We start from the raw sequence: 16748 nt of genomic DNA, 5'->3' as shown, positions 1-16748 counted from the left end.
TCGTCCGCTCGTCCGCTCGTCCGCTCGTCCACTCGTCCGCTCGTCCGACCCGCCTGACCGAAGGGAGCCTGCCGTGCCCCGTCTCGTCGACCATGACGCCCGCCGCCGCGAGCTGGTGGAGACCACCTGGAAGGTCGTGGCGGATCGGGGTCTGTCCGGCGCGACCCTGCGGCAGATCGCAGAGGAGGCCGGCTACGCCAACGGCGCCCTGAAGCCGTACTTCCCCACGAAGAGCGCGCTGATCGAGGCGACCTACGCCCACGTCTTCGAGCGCACTGAGGCCCGGATCGACGCCGCGCTCGCCGACGCCCGGGGGGTGGAGGCGATGCGGCGGCTGTGCCGCGAGGTGATCCCGCGGGGCGACGAGCTCGTCCGTGAAGCCCGCCTCGTCCTGTCCTTCTGGGACCAGGCGGCGCGGCAGGAGGCGGAAGCCCTCGCGGCGGCTGCCACGATGGCTGCCTGGCGAGACCGTCTGCACGGCATGCTGGCAGAGGCCGCCGTGGATGGGATGCTGCGCCCTGACATTCCGACCGGCCCGGTGGTCGAGGCCCTGCTGGCCTGGCTGTTCGGCACCCAGGTGACAGCAGTGATGGACCCGGAGCGCCATGGACCGGACTCGCTCGATGCCCAGCTCGAGGCTTTTCTCGCCCTGCTCTCTGCATGACGACGGCGGCCCCTGCCCTGCCTGGCAGTCCGCCCCGGTTCTCCGATGCACCCCTGTCCACGGCGCCGGAGAAGCTCTACACTCGGAGAAATCGTGAACCCGGTCACACTCTGGCAGGCTCCGTGCCCTCCGCGCGGACCGTCACCGGAGCCAGTGACCGTCCTGGGGAAGAGGCACTTCATGCGGACCTGCGCCACTGCCATGGACTACGAGACCTGGCGAGGCATCATCTCGGACTCCTTCGTCCCGCTGGAGGCCGAGTCCTCCCCCGGCCATGCCGGGGACGCCTTCCGAGGCCGCATCGAGCTCTCCAGCGTCGGCGGTATCGGCCTGTCCACGCTGCACGCCTCCCCGCACACCGTCCGCCGCACCGAACGCCTCACCGGCGCCGGCGGCGGGGGCCTGTTCAAGCTCTCCCTGCAGCTGTCCGGCCGCGGCCTGCTCGTCCAGGACGGCCGCGAGGTGGTTCTCGAGCCGGGCCGGCTGGCCCTCTACGACACCTCCCTGCCCTACGAGCTGACCTTCGACCGCGACTTCTCCTCGCACGTGATGATGTTCCCGCACGCCGCCCTCGGCATGGACCCGGCCCAAGCGGGGCAGCTCACGGCCACCGCCCTCGACGCGGACCATCACCTCGGGGACGCGGTCGGCGACTTCCTCCGCCAGGCCGCCGGCGTCGTTCCGCAGCTTGACCCCACGGTCGGCGCGCGTCTGGCACGCAACGTGGTGGACCTGGTCGGCACTCTGGTGACGGACATTCTGGGCTGCAGCACACCGGAGGGTGCGGCGGCCGCCGTCGGGAACCGGATCCACGACGACGGCGCCTCCTCCGCCTGCCTGCCCGCCCCGCGCGGCGGGCGGGGGGAGCGGGACCGCCAGCGGGACCAGGTGGTCGCCTACATCGAGGCGCACCTGGCGGACCCGGACCTGGCCCCGGCCACGATCGCCGCCGCCCACTTCATGTCTGTGCGCAGCCTGCACCTGCTGTTCGAGGACACGGACACCACTGTGGCCGCGATGATCCGCTCGCGCCGCCTCGAGCGCTGCCGCGAGGAGCTCGCGGACCCGGCCTGCGCCACCCGGCCGGTGGCCGTGGTGGGCGCGCGCTGGGGGTTCACCGATCCGGCGCACTTCTCGCGGGCCTTCCGGGCCCGCTTCGGCGTGACGCCGGGGCAGTCCCGCCGCGCCGCGGCCTGAGCCGGACGGGCTCTGCGCGCAGAGGCAACCGCTCTTCCCGGACGGTCAATCCGAGCAGGGTGTGCATGCGCATCCTGGAGTGAGTCACATCACTCCATCCGTCTCACAGGAGGTGCCTATGAGCACCGCAGCAAGAACCACGCGCGAGGCGCGTCCCACCGACGCCGCTGCCGTCGGCCGTGTCGCCGCCGACGTCCCTGCGGATGAGCGCCTCGGCGCCCGCCGCCTCGGTGTCCCCTCCCTGGTCTCCATGATCATCGCCGCCTCGGCCCCGCTCACCGTGGTGGCTGGCGGCGTCCCCTCGAACTTCGCCGTCACCGGGCTGCTCGGCATTCCGCTGTCCTTCGTGGTGCTCGGCGCCGTGCTGCTGCTCTTCGCGATCGGCTACGCGGCCATGTCCCGGCACGTGCACAACGCCGGCGCGTTCTTCGCCTACATCGCCAAGGGCCTGGGCAAGCCGACCGGCGTCGGTGCCTCGCTGGTGGCGCTGGTGGCCTACAACTGCATGCAGATCGGCATCGCCGGCATGTTCGGCTTCGTGCTGTCCTCCCTGCTGGACGGCATGTTCGGGCTGTCCGTGCCCTGGTGGGCGTGCGCTCTCGCCGCCTGGGTCCTGGTGGGCCTGCTCGGCGTGAACCGGATCGACGTCAACGCCAAGGTCATCGGTGTGATCGTGCTGCTCGAGTTCGCCGTGGTGATCGTCTTCGACGTCATGGGCCTGCGTGCCGCCCCCGAGGGCATCACCGCGGACGGCCTGCTGCCCGAGCAGCTCTTCACCGCCGGGGTCGGCGCCGCCCTCGTGTTCTCGATCGCCGCGTTCATGGGCTTCGAGTCCGGCGCGATCTACAACGAGGAGGTCAAGGACCCCAAGACCACCGCCGGCCGGGCCACGGTCATCGCCATCACCGTGATCGCCCTGTTCTACGCGTTCTCGGCCTGGGCCGTGGTGGTCTCCGAGGGGCCGAGCGGCGTGGTGCCCCGCGCCCAGGAGTTCGGCCCGGACCTGATGTTCGCGTTCTTCGCGGAGAACACGCCGGCATGGTGGGTGGACCTGGCGAACATCCTGTTCCTGACCAGCCTCATCGCCGCGCTGCTGGCGTTCCACAACATCGTGGCCCGCTACTTCTTCTCCCTCGGCCGCGAGCGCATCCTCCCGCAGTTCCTGGCCCACACCTCCCGCCGCACCGGCGCGCCCGTGGCCGGCTCGCTGGCCCAGTCCGTGCTGTCTCTCGTGGTGATCGGACTGTTCGGGTTCGCCGGTGCCGGGTCGGACGACCCGTTGTACCCGGTGGTCACCCTCTTCACCTGGCTGACCAACATGGGCGCCTTCGGCCTGATCCTGCTGATGGCCATGACCTCCTTGGCCGTGATCGGGTTCCTCCGCGGCTACGCCGACGAGTACGGCGCCTGGACCCGAATCGTGGCCCCGGCCCTGGCCGGTCTCGGACTGATCGTCCTGTTCGCCCTCGTGGTGGTGAACTTCCCGGTGCTCATCGGTGCCGAGGGGCCGAGCGTCCTGAGCTGGCTGCTGCCACTGATCGTGGTGGCCCCAGGCGCCTTCGGCACCGCCTGGGCGCTCTGGCTCAAGGCCAACCGGCCACAGACCTACGCCCGTATCGCCACCGGAGGTGAACTGGCCTGAGGCGTCCGCCGCCCGCCGGGCGCCGCGCCCGGATGGTGAGCGGCCGTCGTCGGGGAGCGGCGGTCGTCGGGAAGCGGCGGAATCGACGGTTCGTCACAGGATCGAGGAGATTCTCCGCGATCTGGTGACTTTTCGTCGATTATGCGGGGCGCGCACCCCGCGGCGCGCACCCCGCGGCGCGCACCCCGCGGCACGCACCCGGGCGCGCACCCCTACACCCCACCCGTGACCCACACCACACCGAACCTGCAAGACTGGATTCAGACATCCTCCCGGCCTCCGCGCCGGACCCACACCGAAAGGGACACACCATGACCGAGAACCCCGCCCTCAGCTGCGCCGACCTGCTCGCCGCCGTCTCCGCCCCCGAAGGCCAGGGTGCCGAACTGAAGGACCCCGCCACCGGCGAGGTCGTCGGCTACGCGCCGCAGTCCACCCCTGCCGACCTGGACGAGGCCGTCGCCACCGCCCGCGCCGCGCAGAAGGACTGGGCCGCCCTCTCTCACGCCGAGCGCTCGGCGCACCTGAACAAGGCCGCGGACGCCATCGAGGCCTCCGCGGCCGGCCTGGCCGAGCTGCTCTCCCGTGAGCAGGGCAAGCCGGTGAAGAACGGCCCGAACGCCGCGTTCGAGGTCGGCGGCTGCGTGGCCTGGACTCGCGCCACCGCCGCGTTCCCGATCGAGCCGGAGACGCTCGTGGACGACGAGTCCGGCACCGCCGAGCTGCGCTGGGAGCCGATCGGCGTGGTCGGCGGCATCGGCCCGTGGAACTGGCCGATGATGATCTCGATCTGGCAGATCGCCCCGGCCCTGCGCATGGGCAACACCGTGGTGCTCAAGCCGTCGGAGTACACCCCGCTGTCCGTGCTGGCGCTGGCGCACGTGATGAACCAGGTGCTGCCGGACGGGGTGCTGCAGGTCCTTGCCGGCGACGGTGAGCTCGGCAAGGCCTTCACCGCGCACGAGGGCATCGACAAGATCACCTTCACCGGCTCGATCGAGACCGGCAAGGCGATCATGCGCTCGGCCGCGGAGGACCTGAAGCGCATCACCCTGGAGCTCGGCGGCAACGACGCCGGGATCGTCCTGGACGACGCGGACCCGAAGGCGATCGCCGAGGGCCTGTTCTGGGGTGCGTTCATCAACACGGGCCAGACCTGCGCCGCCCTGAAGCGCCTCTACGTGCCGGACTCCCTGTACGACGCCGTCTGCGAGGAGCTCACCGCCGTGGCGAAGGCCATGCCGATGGGCAACGGGCTTCAGGAGCAGAACGTGCTCGGCCCGCTGCAGAACCGGGCCCAGTACGAGATCGTGGCGAAGCTGGTGCAGGCGGCGAAGGACTCCGGCGCCCGTGTGCTCATCGGCGGCGATCCGGACGAGTCCGCGCCCGGCCACTTCTACCCGACCACCCTCGTGGCGGACATCAGCAACGACAACCCGCTGGTGGCCGAGGAGCAGTTCGGCCCGGCGCTGCCGATCATCCGCTACTCGGACTTGGATCAGGCGGTCGAGTGGGCCAACGGCCTGGACGTGGGCCTGGGCTCCTCGGTGTGGTCCTCGGACATCGAGCGTGCCAAGGACGTCGCCGCCCGTCTGCAGGCCGGCACCACCTGGATCAACAAGCACGGCGCCATCGACCCGCGCGTGCCCTTCGGCGGCGTGAAGCAGTCCGGCTTCGGTCTGGAGTTCGGCGTGGAGGGGTTGAAGCACATGGCCGTCCCGAAGGTGATCTCCGCCTGAGGCAGGTCTGCGGGGGAGCACCCCGCTGAGGCGAGGGCCCGGGGTGCGTCCGCTGCGGACGCCCTCCGGGCTCTTGCGTGTGATCGGCGGGGGCCGGGCCCGTCCCGGCGCTTCCCGACGACGGACGCTCGCCTCGGTCTGTCTTCCCGGCGAGGCCTGTCCGCAGGGGGTATGCGGCCGATGGTGGTTGTCGTGGTTCACCCACACCTGCAGGGCCCGTCATCGAGGAGTTGCGTGCCTACGTGCGCGGCTGACGCGGCGCCCCGGAGCGGGAAGCGGACGCGAGAGGGAGCTACGAATTTTTCGTTTTCGCAGGTAGTCTTGCTCCATGACTGCGACGGTGAATGACAAGCACACGGTGCTGCCGCCCACGGATCTCGAGGAGATGCTCGACGTCGGCAGGTTCCTCGACGGCCTGACGCAGCCGGCCGCCCTGGTCGGCCCTGATGGGCAGAAGGTCCCCCTGCCGGCAGAGGCTTTCAACGTCCTGAGGGATGTCGTCGAGGCGATGCGGGTGGGCAAAGCCATCACGGTGGCGCCCGTCGACCAGCTGCTCACGACGCAGGAGGCGGCAAACTTCCTCGGCATCAGTCGTCCCACGCTGGTGAGGCTGCTCGAGGAGGGTGCGTTGCCGTACGAGAGGACGACCGGTGGTCGGCACCGACGCATCCGGCTCCAAGACGTCGTGTCCTATCAGCAGCGAAAGCGAGGGGAGCGACGTGCTTCGCTGAGAGCCCTCGTAGGGGAGGCCTCGTCTGCGGGGCTCTATGACCAGGATGCGGAGTCCTACCGCGAGGCGTTGCGTCAGGCTCGCGCCGACCTCCGGGGTGAGCGCGGGTAGTGGCTCGCTTCAGTGCCGTGCTCGACGCGTGCGTCCTCGTGCCCATCGCCCAAGCGGACACCTTGCTGCATCTGGCCGAGGCGGGCCTCTATCGGCCGGTATGGAGTGGTCAGATCCTCGACGAGACTGTGCGCGCACTGGAAACGATGCATCCAGACATGCGTGCGTCGGGGGCGGCGCGTCACCGTGCGGAGGTCATGGACGCCGCCTTCGACGACGCGCGGGTCGAGGGGTGGGGGCAGCTCGTGCCCGGGATTGATCTTCCAGACCCCGATGATCGGCATGTGGTCGCCGCCGCGATCCAGGGGCGTGCCGACCTGATCGTCACGGCGAATCTCAAGGACTTCCCGCGTGAGGTCGTTGAGTCCTTCGACATCGAGGTGCAGAGTCCGGACGAGTTTTTCATGAACCAGCTCGACCTGGACCCGGCTCGAGTGATGACGGCTCTCGCAGCCCAAGCGGGCGCGACACGGAATCCTCCGTTGACCGTCAGTGACGTCCTGGAACGGCTGGTGCCGTGCGGTGCACCCCTGTTCGCGGAGGCCGCACGAGCCCAGCTCTGGCGGGTCGACGTTGAGCGACCTTGATTCAACCCGACCCCAGAGCCGCCGTCGTCGACTCAGCCCCACACGCCGGAACCGGCGATGAGCCGGACCGCGAGCACCGCCATGACCACCGCGATCACCACGTCCACCACGCGCCACGCCTTCGGGTCGGCGAGCACCCGGGCCAGCAGGCGCGCGCCGTAGCCGAGCGCGGTGAACCACAGGACGGAGGCGGCGACGGCGCCGGCGGCGAAGACCCACCGCGCGTCGGGACCGTGCTGGTTGGCGAGGCTGCCCAGCAGCACCACGGTGTCCAGGTAGACGTGCGGGTTGAGCCAGGTCAGCGCGAGCGTAGTGGCGATGACCGAACCCGCGGTGCGCGGCGCCTGCTCGGCCACGAGCCCCTGCGGGCGCAGCGCGGCACGCAGGGAGGAGACCGCGAACCAGAGCAGGTACAGGGTGCCGCCCCAGCGCAGGACCTCGAGCAGCCACGGCACGGCCTGCACGAGCGCGCCCACCCCGGCGGTGCCGGCCAGGATCAGCACGGCGTCCGAGGCCATGCACACCAGCACGACGGCGCTCACGTGCTCCCGGCGCACGCCTTGGCGGAGCACGAAGGCGTTCTGGGCGCCGATGGCGACGATGAGGGCGAGTCCGGTGAGCAGGCCGGTGCCGGCGAGGGTCCACATGGGTGAGGACGCTAGGGCTCGTTCGAGGCGGCCGCGTACGAGCTCGGCGTCAGCGCTTCCGCGGTCAGCCAGCGCATCCGCGCCCTGGAACGGGAGGTGGGCCAGGTGCTGCTAAGGCGCGGCACACCCTGCGAGCCGACCGAGGCCGGCATCGGCCTGGTGCGCGTGGCCCGGCACATGCGGGCGCTCGAACAGGAGGCATGGGCCGGGCTGGGCCGCACGGCGGCCGGGCGCAGCGTCACCTCCCTGGCCGTGCCCGCCGACGTGCTGGGCACGTGGTTCGGGCCCGTCCTGGCGGAGGCCGCCGACTGGGACGACACGGTCCTCGACCTGCACGTCGAGGACCAGGACCACAGCGCCCGGCTGCTGCGCCGCGGCGAGGTGCTGGCCGCCGTCACCACGGAGCCGCAGCCGGTGCAGGGGTGCGCGGCGGAGCCGCTGGGGAGCATGCGCTACGTCCCGCTCACCTCGCCCGCCCTGCTCGCGCGACACGCGGCGGGCGACGTCGTCGACCTCGGCGCGATGCCCATGATGCGCTACAACGCGAAGGACGACCTGCAGCGCCTCGCGCTGAGCGGCGCCGGACTGGACGTCGCCCCGCCCACGCACCTGGCGCCGTCGTTCGACGGGTTCCACCGGTCCGTCCGGGCCGGCCTGGGGTGGGGGATGCTCGTGGACGCCCAGGCCGTCGAGGACGTGCGCGCCGGCCGGCTGGTCCGCGTGCCCGGGCTCGACGACGTCCTCGTGCCCCTGTACTGGCAGGCGACCACATTGCCCGTGACGCGCCTGGTGCGGCTCACGCGAGCGGTGCGGGAGGCGGCCCAGCGGACGCTCGAGCGGAGGTGAGGCGGCGCCGCGGGTCGCGGACCGTCAGCGGGCAGGGGGAGTTCGATGATGTCAGGCATGCGGTGACTGCATTCTGAAGAAAGGGGTGGGCGCAGAGGCACCCGCCGAGCCGTGCTCAAGCCGTGCGGTGGGCGGACAGGACCGGAGGTGGCGCACACGGCGCATGGCGGGGGCGTCGTCATGAACGACCGTTTGCGCGGTTTCCCTCGCCAGAGGCCGGGCGCGAAGGGGTCAGGTTGGGTGGCGGGCGATAACGGTGAAGGTGTGCCAGTGCTTGATGCCGTCGAACGCATGCCCTTCTTCGTTGCGCTCGTTCAGTTCGATCACCTCCAAAGTGTCGAGGAGTTCGTCCACCTCTTTCCGGGTGAGGTAGGTGCCCAGGTCAGAGGCCCAGGTGTCATCGGAGCCGAAGAGATCGACCGCCAGGATCCCGTCTGGCAGCAGGGCGTGCTTGACGCGCTCCCACACCGAGGTGAAGCGTGCGCGAGGGACGAATGGCAGAGAGGCGTTGGCCAGGATCAGATCGGCGTGGGGGAGGGGATCCCACTCCTCGATGAGGCCCGTCCGGTGTTCGAGGATGCCGAGCGTGGTGAGTTCATTCATGTGCTTTTCGACGCTTGGGTCGATGTCGATGGTGTGGACGATCATGCCCTCCTGGAGAAGGCGTCGGGTTTCGATGCCGGCGCCGCTTCCCAGCTCGACAGCGCGCAGACTTGCGAGGTTCTGGTGGGTGGCCCGCAGTGTTGTGAGTGCGCGGTCGGTGAGAGGGCGCACGGCCGAGGTGCCTGCCCGCGCGGCATTGTAGGAGGCCCAATCGCTGGAACTTGTGGGGGTGGCTGGCATGGTCTGAGTATCTCGGTCTGGGCACATAGGGGGAAGAGGAGGCGACGAGCGATGGTGCGTCGCGGCTTCCCCATGGCGAGGGTTGTGGCGAGGATCAGGTCTGCCGCAAACGACGGTTCGCGGCGCCCACGGGGAGCGCTCGCTGACTGTCGAGACGCCGTGAAGATCGCACGCGAATCGCGAAGGACGGTTCCTTGGACGGCTTGGGGCGGAGAGCGCCGGACGCCTCAGCTCCGGTTGGACTCGATCCATCCGTGGCGGCGTACGCCGGCGTCCTGCCGTGTGCCACAGTCGAGCACGGTGAATCCTGCCGCGATCAACAGGCGGGAGAGCTCATCGACCGGCCAATACCACGCCGTGGTGACGGCGTGGTCGAAGGCCTCCACCTGGTCTGACGCGAAGAAGCCCAGCAGCAGTGACCCGCCCGGGCGCAGCGCCTGGTGCGCGCGCTCCAGGAGGAGAGGCATCTCCACCGGTGGCGTGTGGATGATCGAGTACCAGCCCAGGATCCCGTTGAAGGCGGCTGCGTGCAGGGTCTGGAACGAACCCGGCTCCACGCGCACCTCCGGGTGGGCTCGGCGCGCATGGGTGACGAACTCCTCGACCGGCTCGATGCCCGTCACCTCATGGCCCAGCGAGGCCAGGTGCGCGGTCCAGTGGGCCGGCCCGCAGCCGACGTCGGCCAGAACCCCATCCACCCGGTCGGCCCAGGCTTCGACCAGCAGCCTGTCGTCCTCCGCCACAGCGGCCATGGTGCCGAGCTGCCTGGTGTACTCGGCCGCGCGGGCGCCATAGGCGGCCCGGCTGGTGGAAAGTCCTTCCCGGGCGGCGTCGTCGAGGACGGAAGGGCGCAGACGGAGGGGCATGGATCGAGGGTAACGACCGTGATCCCGTGCGCCGTTCAAGTGAGGGGCAGGAGAAGCCGGTACCAGCCCTTCAGGTCCTGATCAGCGTATGAATCGGCTTGGCGCGTTTCTGAAACCTTCGTTGCATCTCGACGCCCGCGCACCATCGCCCGGGAGCACACCCCGGCCGCCCCCGTCGCGGTTCCGCCGGCGCCCCCCGGCGCACCTGTCAACTCGGTATTGACGCTTCCCGAGGCCGGCCATAACCTCGGTCACATGGCTCTCACGCCCATGGCCACCGTCGTCTCCATCATCCTGGTCCTCGTCACTCACGGCCTCACCTCCGACGCGGACCTGGGGCCGGCGCTGCTGACCGGTGCCCTCGCCGGCCTCGCCTACACGGTGGGTGCCTGGTGTGCTCCCCTCATGCGGGCCCGCGGCGGCGCCCTCGCAGGCTCGCTGTTCAGCCGCTGGCAGCCCACCTGGGATGGCCCGAAGGCACTGCAGATCCTGGCCGGGGCCACCGTCGCGGCCGTGCTGACCGTGCTCAACATCTTCGAGGGCGCCACCGCCGTGATCTTCGGCATCGCGGTGGCCATCGGCGTCGGCGCTTTCCTTCCGTTGTCCGCCGATGGGGCAGACTCGGAGGATGCCCCGCGATCCCGGTGAGGAACTGACCGCCGCGCTGGCCGCCCAGGCGGCGGCCGAGCGGCGGCTGCACCACGCCGTCCACCGCGCCCGCGAGGCCGGGTGGACGTGGGAGCAGATCGCCCAGACCCTCGGGGTGAGCCGGCAGGCGGCGCACCGTCGCTTCCAGGCCGCCGCAGACGCAGGCGCGGCGCCGGCCGCCGGGGCGGCGGGGCGGGGGAGCTGGCTGGAAACGGCGCTCCAGAGCGCCGACCGTGCGGTCCGGGCCTGGTTCTCCGGAGACCTCACCGCGGTGCACGCCCTGATGACCAGCACGGCCCGCGCCGCGCTGCCGCAGACCGTGCTGCGGCAGACCATGCAGGAGGTCCAGGACCTGGCCGGTCGCTGCGCGCCCCCGGTGGACCTGACCGTGCACGAGCTGAACGGCGCCCCGCTGCCGGCGGACCCGGGTGCTGCCGGGAGCCGGCGCGCCGTGGTGGTGCGGGGCGTTGCGGAGGGGGAGCAGGCGGATCCGGTCGTCCACGTGCTGCTCGGCCCGCGCGGGCGCGTCTCCGGGGTGAGCATCCGGCTCACCGACTCCCTGGAGGTCTGGCCGCTCTGACGTCTCGCAGCGGCTAATCCCGCGGCCGCAGGGCCCGGACGGCCGCCCGCCTCACCTCGCCTCCGGCCCCCGCGGCGCTCGCCGCACCGCACTGGGCAGACTGCGCCCACGCCGCCCAGTGTCCCCAGCCTGATGACCGAGTACACCTAGGCTGGAGAGCAGGCTCCGGCGAGCGTCCGGGGCGGAGGGGAAGCGATGGCATCCATGCGCAGGGGCCTGTGGGGCACCGTCACCGCGCTGCTGGCGGCCGGGACGGTGGCCGTGGGCCTGACCGGCATCGGCACGATGGCGGCCGAGCCGGGGGAGCCGGTGCGCCTGCAGCTGGAGGAACCGCTGCCGTACGGCATCACCCAGGAGCGGGTGGACCCTCTCACCGAGCAGGACCCGATCCGCTCCTGGAAGCCGATCACCGTGCGGGTGACGGACGAATGGATCGCCCGGCCGCTCGAGGAGGATGCCGACTACCCGGCGGACGTGCAGCTCTCCACGCAGCTGGAGCGGATGCCCGTGGACATGACCGTCCCGGGCTACGACCCTTCGACGCTCCCGGCGGAGCGGCACAACGGCGTGGTCGTGGACCCGGAGGTCTTCCCCGACGAGGACGAGGACACCGGTTCCCCCACGGACCGCCCCTCGATCCAGCTGCACCAGGCGTTCGAGCGGAACCGGGACATGGGGCACTCCGCCGCCTCCGTGGTGGCCATGGCCCGCACCGCCGGCGAACTCTCCTACTCCGGCCTGCCGCGGGAACCGCTGCTGTGGATCGGCCTCACCGGCGCCATGGGCGCCCTGACCCTCGGAGCCGGCCTGCTCTGGGCCCGCGCCGTCCGAGCGCTCTCCGAGCTGCGCCGCCGCTTCCGCCTGGCCCGGGCACGCGTCGCCCGCGTGGTGATGGACCTGGAGGCGCTCGAAGTCTCCGTGCTCGCACTCCCGGAGGACCGCCGTCCGTCCGGCTCCGCCCAGGACTGGAACCACTTCTCCGGCCGCGCCCTCTTCCTCCTCCAGCGCGAGGAGGAACTCGAGTCCGGGCTGCGCCGTCCGACGCCGCGGACCGCCTCGGCCGTGGACCGGTACGCCGACGCCGCCGACCGCCTTGCCGAGGATGCAGCCGCCCTGGCCGGCACGGCCGAGGTCCGCGGTGGCTTCGCCGGGGCCGGGGACGTGCTGGACCGCGTCGCCTCAGCCCTGGTGGCGCCGGCGGAGCAGACGCTGGCCCGCCTCGGGCAGGCACCACGCCAGGATCGGCCGGGACAGCCGGGACACCAGCGTGTGGACGCGGCCGCAGCCGACCTGCGGGACGCCGTGGACCGTCTTCTCTCGCTGCTCGAGGAGGTCCGCGGCACCCCCGGAGAGGACACGTCCTCTTGGGTGGGCCGGTGGATCTCCGCCGAGGCCCGCATCGGCCAGTGCGCCCTCGAGCTCACCCGCGCCCTGGACGCCGGGCCGGACGCCGAGGGGCGCAACGAGCTGCGCCGTGCCCTGCTCCCGGACCGCGGCGTCGCCGGCACGGCCGGTGTGCGCGAGGGCATCGGGCTGCCGCCGACTCCGGTGGAGGCGTCGCTGCTGCGCGTGCAGGAGGTCCTGCTGCTGGCCCGGGCCGCCGCGGGAGAGCCGCTGCACGCGTTGGTGGCGGAGGCCGGGACGGCCCGTGGGGACCAGGTCTCGCCGTCCGTCTCGGCGCAGACCCGACCCACGTCTGCGGCTGCCCCGGGGGCGGTGCCCGGCTCGGCCGGGATCCCCCAGGCCGGCCGCTTCCGCTTCCGCCGGGGCACCCGCATGGCCGGTGCCCTCGCCGCCGTGGTCCTGGCCGGAGCGGCGGCGCCCCTGGCCGCACAGGCCACCGCCGAGCCGGACTGGTACCTGGAGGGGGACCAGGAGGTCGGTGAGGTCACGGTGGACGGGGCCCAGCTGCTCCCGGCCTCGGACGTGGAGTTCACCGCGGAGGAGATCCGCCGCCGCGTGGACCCGGAGCTGACGGAGTCCTTCGACGTGACGGTGGCCGTGCGCCGGGCAGAGGACTACCTGGACCGGGCACCGGAGGAGACCGCCTCCGAGTACAGCCGCCGAGTCACTTTGGACAGCGCGCTGGAGGGCAGTGAGAAGCTCATCGGAGAGTTCCCGGAGCTCACGGACGAGGCCACCGGGGAGCTGGAGCCGAACGCCGTGATCATCCCGCTGATGGTGTGGCAGGGCGGCCGCGGGGGCGTGATGCCCGCGCTCACCGGCCACGTCTACGAGGGCACCGAGTCCTGGCTCGGCGGCTACAGCTTCGAACGCACCTCCGCCCCGCTGTGGGACGCGGACGACCCCGGTCTGATGGCGAGCGCTGTGGCCCATGAGATCGAGGACGTCGCCCGCGGAATCCAGTCCAACCGCACCTATGAGGCGGACCTGGAGTTCCTGCCGCTCTGGGCCGTGCTCACCGCCTCCGGCTCGGTCATGTTCCTCGCCCTCGGCGGCATCCTCGAGGCCCTCGCCGGCACGGCCCTGGGCCTGCGCGGCCACGGGCGCACGGGCCGTGCCCTGCGGGCGGCCCGGGGCGGCCTCGAGCAGCTCATGCTCGGCCGGGACGAACGGGAGCTGTCCGCCGTGGCGATCCTCGGAGCCGGTCCGGCCGGCTCCGCCCAGGAGGCCGGGCAGCGGCTCTACGAGTCCGCGCTCGTCACCGCCTGGCGGGAGGCCGAGGCCCTCGGCTCGTTGCCGCTCGGCGCCCAGCGGCGGCCGGACACCGTGCGCCGGGCCGAGGCGCTGCGCGACCGTGTGGAAGACCTGGCATGCCAGGACGAGGACGTGCACCGCCGGGCAGAGAGGTTCCTGCGTGACTCACGTTGAGCGAGACCCCCGACCGCACGACCGACCGGACCGGCCGCTGGCCGCGCGGCTGCTCGGGGACTGGAGCGTCAGGCCGGCGCGCTGGGCCGGGGCCACGGCCCTCGCCGCGGCGGCGACCGTGGGCCTCGGCGCCGCCGGGGTCGCCGCGGTCACCGCGGAGCCGGAGCACCGGGTCCAGTTCCGGATCCCGGAGGGGCTGCCCCACGGCATCACCCAGGAGCGGGTGGAGGCCGCGGCCGAGCGGCTCGACGTGCGCGCCTGGTCCCCGCTGACGGTGGCGGTGACGGACGAGCACCTGCTGCCGCCCGCGGACTACGGCCGGAGCGGCCCGGAGGCGGACGTGCTGATCTCGACGCAGCTGAGCCGCTCCGTGGGGGACGTGCAGGATCGCCGCCGGGAGGTGGGCGTCACCGTGGACCCGGCGGCCTTCCCGGACGGGGGAGACCTCCCCCGCGGGCACGCCCCCTTCGGCAGGGAGCCGAGCCCGGCGGAGGTGCTGAGCATCGCCTACGAGACGAACCGGGACGCCGGCAACGGGCCGAGCGCCGTGGCGGTGACCGCCCGGACGGCCGCCGCGCTCGCGGACCCCGGTGCCGAGCCCGACCTCGGGACCTGGGTGGGCCGCGTGGCCGTCCCCGGGGTCCTGACGGTGCTCGGCGGCGTGATGACGGCCCGGGCGCTGCGTGCCCGTGCCGAGCTCCGCCGGATGCACCGGACGGCACGGACGGACATGTCCCACGTGGTCCTCGAGCTCGAGGCGCTGGAGGTCTCGGCGCTGTCCGTGCCGGAGGAGCACCGGACGCAGCGGATGCGCGCCCAGTGGGACGAGGTCCGCGCCGGCGCCGTCGCCCTGGCCCGGCGGGAGGGCCTGATCGCCGAGGAGACGGCACGGCCCGGCGCCGACACGGAGGAGCGGGTGCGGGCCTACGCCCGAGACGCCGCGCGGGTGCGGGCGGAGGCCGAGGCGCTGGAGGCGGCGTCCCTGGTCCAGGGGGCCGTGGCCGGCGGCGGAGAGGTCCTGGACGAGGTCGCGGCCGCCCTCGTGGAGCCGGCCCGCCGGGCCGTCGCCGCCGTGCGGGGCGCCCAGGGGCGTCCGCCCGAGACGCTCGAGGCCGCCGCTGACCTCCAGGACGCCGTAGACGACCTCCTGGCGCGGCTGCAGGCCTTCCGGCAGGAACCGGAGGCCCTCGACGCCCAGGCGTGGACGGCCGCCGAGCAGCGGATCGGGGCCTGCGCCGACGCGCTCACCGCGGCCGCGGCGAACGCGGACGAAGGCCGCGTGGGATCGGTCGCGGTGCCCTACCTGCAGGCGGTCGAGCGTGCCGCGTCGGTCCGCGGCCTGCTCGACGGCTGGCCGGGCCTGCCCGCACCGGCGCAGCCTGCGGACCTGCGCGCGACTCGCGAGGGGCTGGGCCTCGATGCCCTGCCCGCCGGCGGCGCCCTCGACGCCGTGGACCGCGCGGTGGCGGCGGCTCGGGTCTCGGCCGGCGAACACCCCGAGGACGTCCTGGCGTCGGTCGCCCGGGACCGCGGCGTGGATTCCGCCGACCCCACCGCCCCGGCACACCCCACCAGCCTCGCCAGCCCCGCCGCCCCCACCGTCGGCGAGCAGGCCCCGTCCACGTCCGTCTCCACGTCCGCCTCACCGTCGGCCTCCGGCACCGGCCGCGGCGGCCCGCTCGCCTGGGCGTTCACCGAGGACCGGCACGGTCGCTTCCGGCTGACCGCACCCGCGCGCGTCGGCGGGGTCCTCCTCGCGCTCCTGGTCTCCTTCGGGCTCGGCACCGCGGCCGCGGACCAGCTCGAGCGGGACCCCGCCGGGCTCCTGCCCGGACGGCAGGACCCCGGCGACGTCTCCGTCCACGGGCTCCCCCTGGACGGTCACTCCGAGCTGGAGCTGGACCGGGACCACGTCTCCCGGCTGGCCGGGGCCGAGCTGGCGGAGGGGCTGGACGTCGTCGTGGCGGTCCGGGACGCCGAGACCGTCCTGCGGCGGGACCCGGAGCGCCAGGCCACGGACGAGGCCGTCCCCGTGACGCAGGAGAGCGTCCTGCAGCTGCTGGAGGACATCAAGGCGGACCTGTCGGAGGACGTGGTGGACCCGGCCACCGGCGACGTCCTCCCGGGCGTCGCGGTGGTGCCGGTGGTCGTCTACCCGGACGGCCGCGGCGGCGCGCTGGAGCCGATGACCGGACCGGTGGCCACGGGGACGACTCCGCAGACCGACCCCGCCGCCGACGCCGCGGACAGCACGTCCGTGCCGCTGCGGGACCTGACCGACCCGGCGCAGTTCGCCACCGTGGTCGGCGCCGAGGTGCGCGCCGCCGGCACGCAGACCCACGCACGGGCGGAGGACGCCGTCGACCCGGCCGAGGCATCGACCACCCGCACGGTCGTGACCGTGGCTGGCACCGTGCTGCTCGTCGGCCTCGGGGCGATCACGGAGACCCTCGCGGGGGTCTCCGCCGGCCGCCGCGGCCGGGGCCGCACCGCCGACTCGCTGCGCCGCAGCCGCAGCACCCTGGAACGACTGCTGCTCGAGGAGGACCGGAGCGCGCTGGACGCCGTCGCCGTCCTCGGGACCGGGCCTGCCGGCAGCCCGGAGGAGGCGGCCCACCGCCTCTACTCCTCGGCGCTGCTGGCGGCCTGGGACGAGCTCGAGGAGCTTGAGGGGCAGCCGTGGTCCTCCCGCCTGGCGGACCGGCTCCTGGACCGCGCCGAGTCCCTCGAGCAGCGGGTGCAGGAGCTCGCCCGCCAGGATGGGGACGTCCGCCGTCGCGCTGAGCGCTTCCTGGCCGAGTCCCGCTGAACGGAGG

Annotated in this window: 13 protein-coding genes and 1 pseudogene; 11 read left to right on the top strand and 3 right to left on the bottom strand. The window is 72.9% G+C overall.

Translation table 11 applies throughout. The features are described 5' to 3' along the window. Positions 1-73 precede the first annotated feature (73 nt). The 6 genes from HMPREF2863_RS00705 to HMPREF2863_RS00680 all read left to right on the top strand — a co-directional run bounded on the left by HMPREF2863_RS00705 (position 74) and on the right by HMPREF2863_RS00680 (position 6670). Positions 74-664, top strand: coding sequence for a TetR/AcrR family transcriptional regulator (locus HMPREF2863_RS00705; protein ID WP_067190941.1), 591 nt, complete (start codon positions 74-76; stop codon positions 662-664). A gap of 180 nt (positions 665-844) precedes the next feature. Continuing rightward, positions 845-1861, top strand: coding sequence for an AraC-like ligand-binding domain-containing protein (locus HMPREF2863_RS00700; protein ID WP_070637332.1), 1017 nt, complete (start codon positions 845-847; stop codon positions 1859-1861). Positions 1862-1979: 118 nt separating this feature from the next. Then, a complete protein-coding gene (locus tag HMPREF2863_RS00695) occupies positions 1980-3503 on the top strand; it encodes an APC family permease (protein WP_067190945.1) in 1524 nt (507 codons plus the stop codon). Between the two features lie 311 nt (positions 3504-3814). Further along, on the top strand, positions 3815-5242 hold the full coding sequence (locus HMPREF2863_RS00690; protein WP_070637227.1) for an aldehyde dehydrogenase family protein: 1428 nt from the start codon (positions 3815-3817) through the stop codon (positions 5240-5242). Between the two features lie 328 nt (positions 5243-5570). Next, positions 5571-6083, top strand: coding sequence for a helix-turn-helix domain-containing protein (locus tag HMPREF2863_RS00685; RefSeq protein ID WP_067190949.1), 513 nt, complete (start codon positions 5571-5573; stop codon positions 6081-6083). 17 nt (positions 6084-6100) lie between these two features. Further along, positions 6101-6670 (top strand): PIN domain-containing protein, encoded by a 570-nt coding sequence (locus HMPREF2863_RS00680; protein WP_246828790.1) that lies wholly within the window; start codon positions 6101-6103, stop codon positions 6668-6670. 32 nt (positions 6671-6702) lie between these two features. On the opposite strand, the gene lysE is transcribed toward HMPREF2863_RS00680, so the two are convergent. Beyond that, on the bottom strand, positions 6703-7317 hold the full coding sequence (gene lysE / locus HMPREF2863_RS00675) for an L-lysine exporter (protein ID WP_067190953.1): 615 nt from the start codon (positions 7315-7317) through the stop codon (positions 6703-6705). A gap of 15 nt (positions 7318-7332) precedes the next feature. On the opposite strand from lysE, the pseudogene HMPREF2863_RS00670 reads away from it, so the two are divergent. Next, positions 7333-8163, top strand: a pseudogene (locus tag HMPREF2863_RS00670) (ArgP/LysG family DNA-binding transcriptional regulator); the annotation flags it as partial. Between the two features lie 231 nt (positions 8164-8394). Here HMPREF2863_RS00670 and HMPREF2863_RS00665 read toward each other — a convergent pair. Both HMPREF2863_RS00665 and HMPREF2863_RS00660 read right to left on the bottom strand, forming a co-directional pair. After that, positions 8395-9006, bottom strand: a complete 612-nt coding sequence (locus HMPREF2863_RS00665) for a class I SAM-dependent methyltransferase (protein WP_245232143.1) — start codon at positions 9004-9006, stop codon at positions 8395-8397. Positions 9007-9233: 227 nt separating this feature from the next. After that, the gene (locus tag HMPREF2863_RS00660; RefSeq protein ID WP_067190959.1) at positions 9234-9872 is read right to left on the bottom strand and encodes a class I SAM-dependent methyltransferase; all 639 of its coding nucleotides are present in this window, start codon (positions 9870-9872) and stop codon (positions 9234-9236) included. A 255-nt stretch (positions 9873-10127) separates the two neighbouring features. On the opposite strand from HMPREF2863_RS00660, the gene HMPREF2863_RS00655 reads away from it, so the two are divergent. The 4 genes from HMPREF2863_RS00655 to HMPREF2863_RS00640 all read left to right on the top strand — a co-directional run bounded on the left by HMPREF2863_RS00655 (position 10128) and on the right by HMPREF2863_RS00640 (position 16741). Continuing rightward, complete coding sequence (locus tag HMPREF2863_RS00655) at positions 10128-10520, top strand: hypothetical protein (RefSeq protein WP_067190961.1); 393 nt, start codon at positions 10128-10130, stop codon at positions 10518-10520. Beyond that, positions 10501-11100 carry a helix-turn-helix domain-containing protein gene (locus HMPREF2863_RS00650; RefSeq protein ID WP_067190965.1) on the top strand — a complete coding sequence of 200 codons (600 nt, stop codon included), beginning with the start codon at positions 10501-10503 and terminating at the stop codon, positions 11098-11100. The genes HMPREF2863_RS00655 and HMPREF2863_RS00650 overlap by 20 nt, the downstream gene beginning before the upstream one ends. A 195-nt stretch (positions 11101-11295) precedes the next feature. Then, a complete protein-coding gene (locus HMPREF2863_RS00645) occupies positions 11296-13932 on the top strand; it encodes a serine/threonine-protein kinase (protein ID WP_070637225.1) in 2637 nt (878 codons plus the stop codon). Beyond that, the gene (locus tag HMPREF2863_RS00640; RefSeq protein WP_067190967.1) at positions 13919-16741 is read left to right on the top strand and encodes a hypothetical protein; all 2823 of its coding nucleotides are present in this window, start codon (positions 13919-13921) and stop codon (positions 16739-16741) included. Before HMPREF2863_RS00645 ends, HMPREF2863_RS00640 begins: the two co-directional genes overlap by 14 nt. The last annotated feature ends 7 nt before the right edge of the window (positions 16742-16748 follow it).

It is taken from the genome of Micrococcus sp. HMSC067E09 (assembly GCF_001812555.1).
GTDB lineage: Bacteria > Actinomycetota > Actinomycetes > Actinomycetales > Micrococcaceae > Micrococcus > Micrococcus lylae.
This window is presented reverse-complemented; position numbering and strand designations above follow the sequence as displayed.

Bases quoted from the DNA above. Each gene is read 5' to 3' on its own strand.
- HMPREF2863_RS00700 (WP_070637332.1), top strand. From the start codon at position 845: ATGCGGACCTGCGCCACTGCCATGGACTACGAGACCTGGCGAGGCATC.
- HMPREF2863_RS00695 (WP_067190945.1), top strand. From the start codon at position 1,980: ATGAGCACCGCAGCAAGAACCACGCGCGAGGCGCGTCCCACCGACGCC.
- HMPREF2863_RS00690 (WP_070637227.1), top strand. From the start codon at position 3,815: ATGACCGAGAACCCCGCCCTCAGCTGCGCCGACCTGCTCGCCGCCGTC.
- HMPREF2863_RS00685 (WP_067190949.1), top strand. From the start codon at position 5,571: ATGACTGCGACGGTGAATGACAAGCACACGGTGCTGCCGCCCACGGAT.
- lysE (WP_067190953.1), bottom strand. From the start codon at position 7,317: ATGTGGACCCTCGCCGGCACCGGCCTGCTCACCGGACTCGCCCTCATC.
- HMPREF2863_RS00665 (WP_245232143.1), bottom strand. From the start codon at position 9,006: ATGCCAGCCACCCCCACAAGTTCCAGCGATTGGGCCTCCTACAATGCC.
- HMPREF2863_RS00660 (WP_067190959.1), bottom strand. From the start codon at position 9,872: ATGCCCCTCCGTCTGCGCCCTTCCGTCCTCGACGACGCCGCCCGGGAA.
- HMPREF2863_RS00655 (WP_067190961.1), top strand. From the start codon at position 10,128: ATGGCTCTCACGCCCATGGCCACCGTCGTCTCCATCATCCTGGTCCTC.
- HMPREF2863_RS00650 (WP_067190965.1), top strand. From the start codon at position 10,501: ATGCCCCGCGATCCCGGTGAGGAACTGACCGCCGCGCTGGCCGCCCAG.
- HMPREF2863_RS00645 (WP_070637225.1), top strand. From the start codon at position 11,296: ATGGCATCCATGCGCAGGGGCCTGTGGGGCACCGTCACCGCGCTGCTG.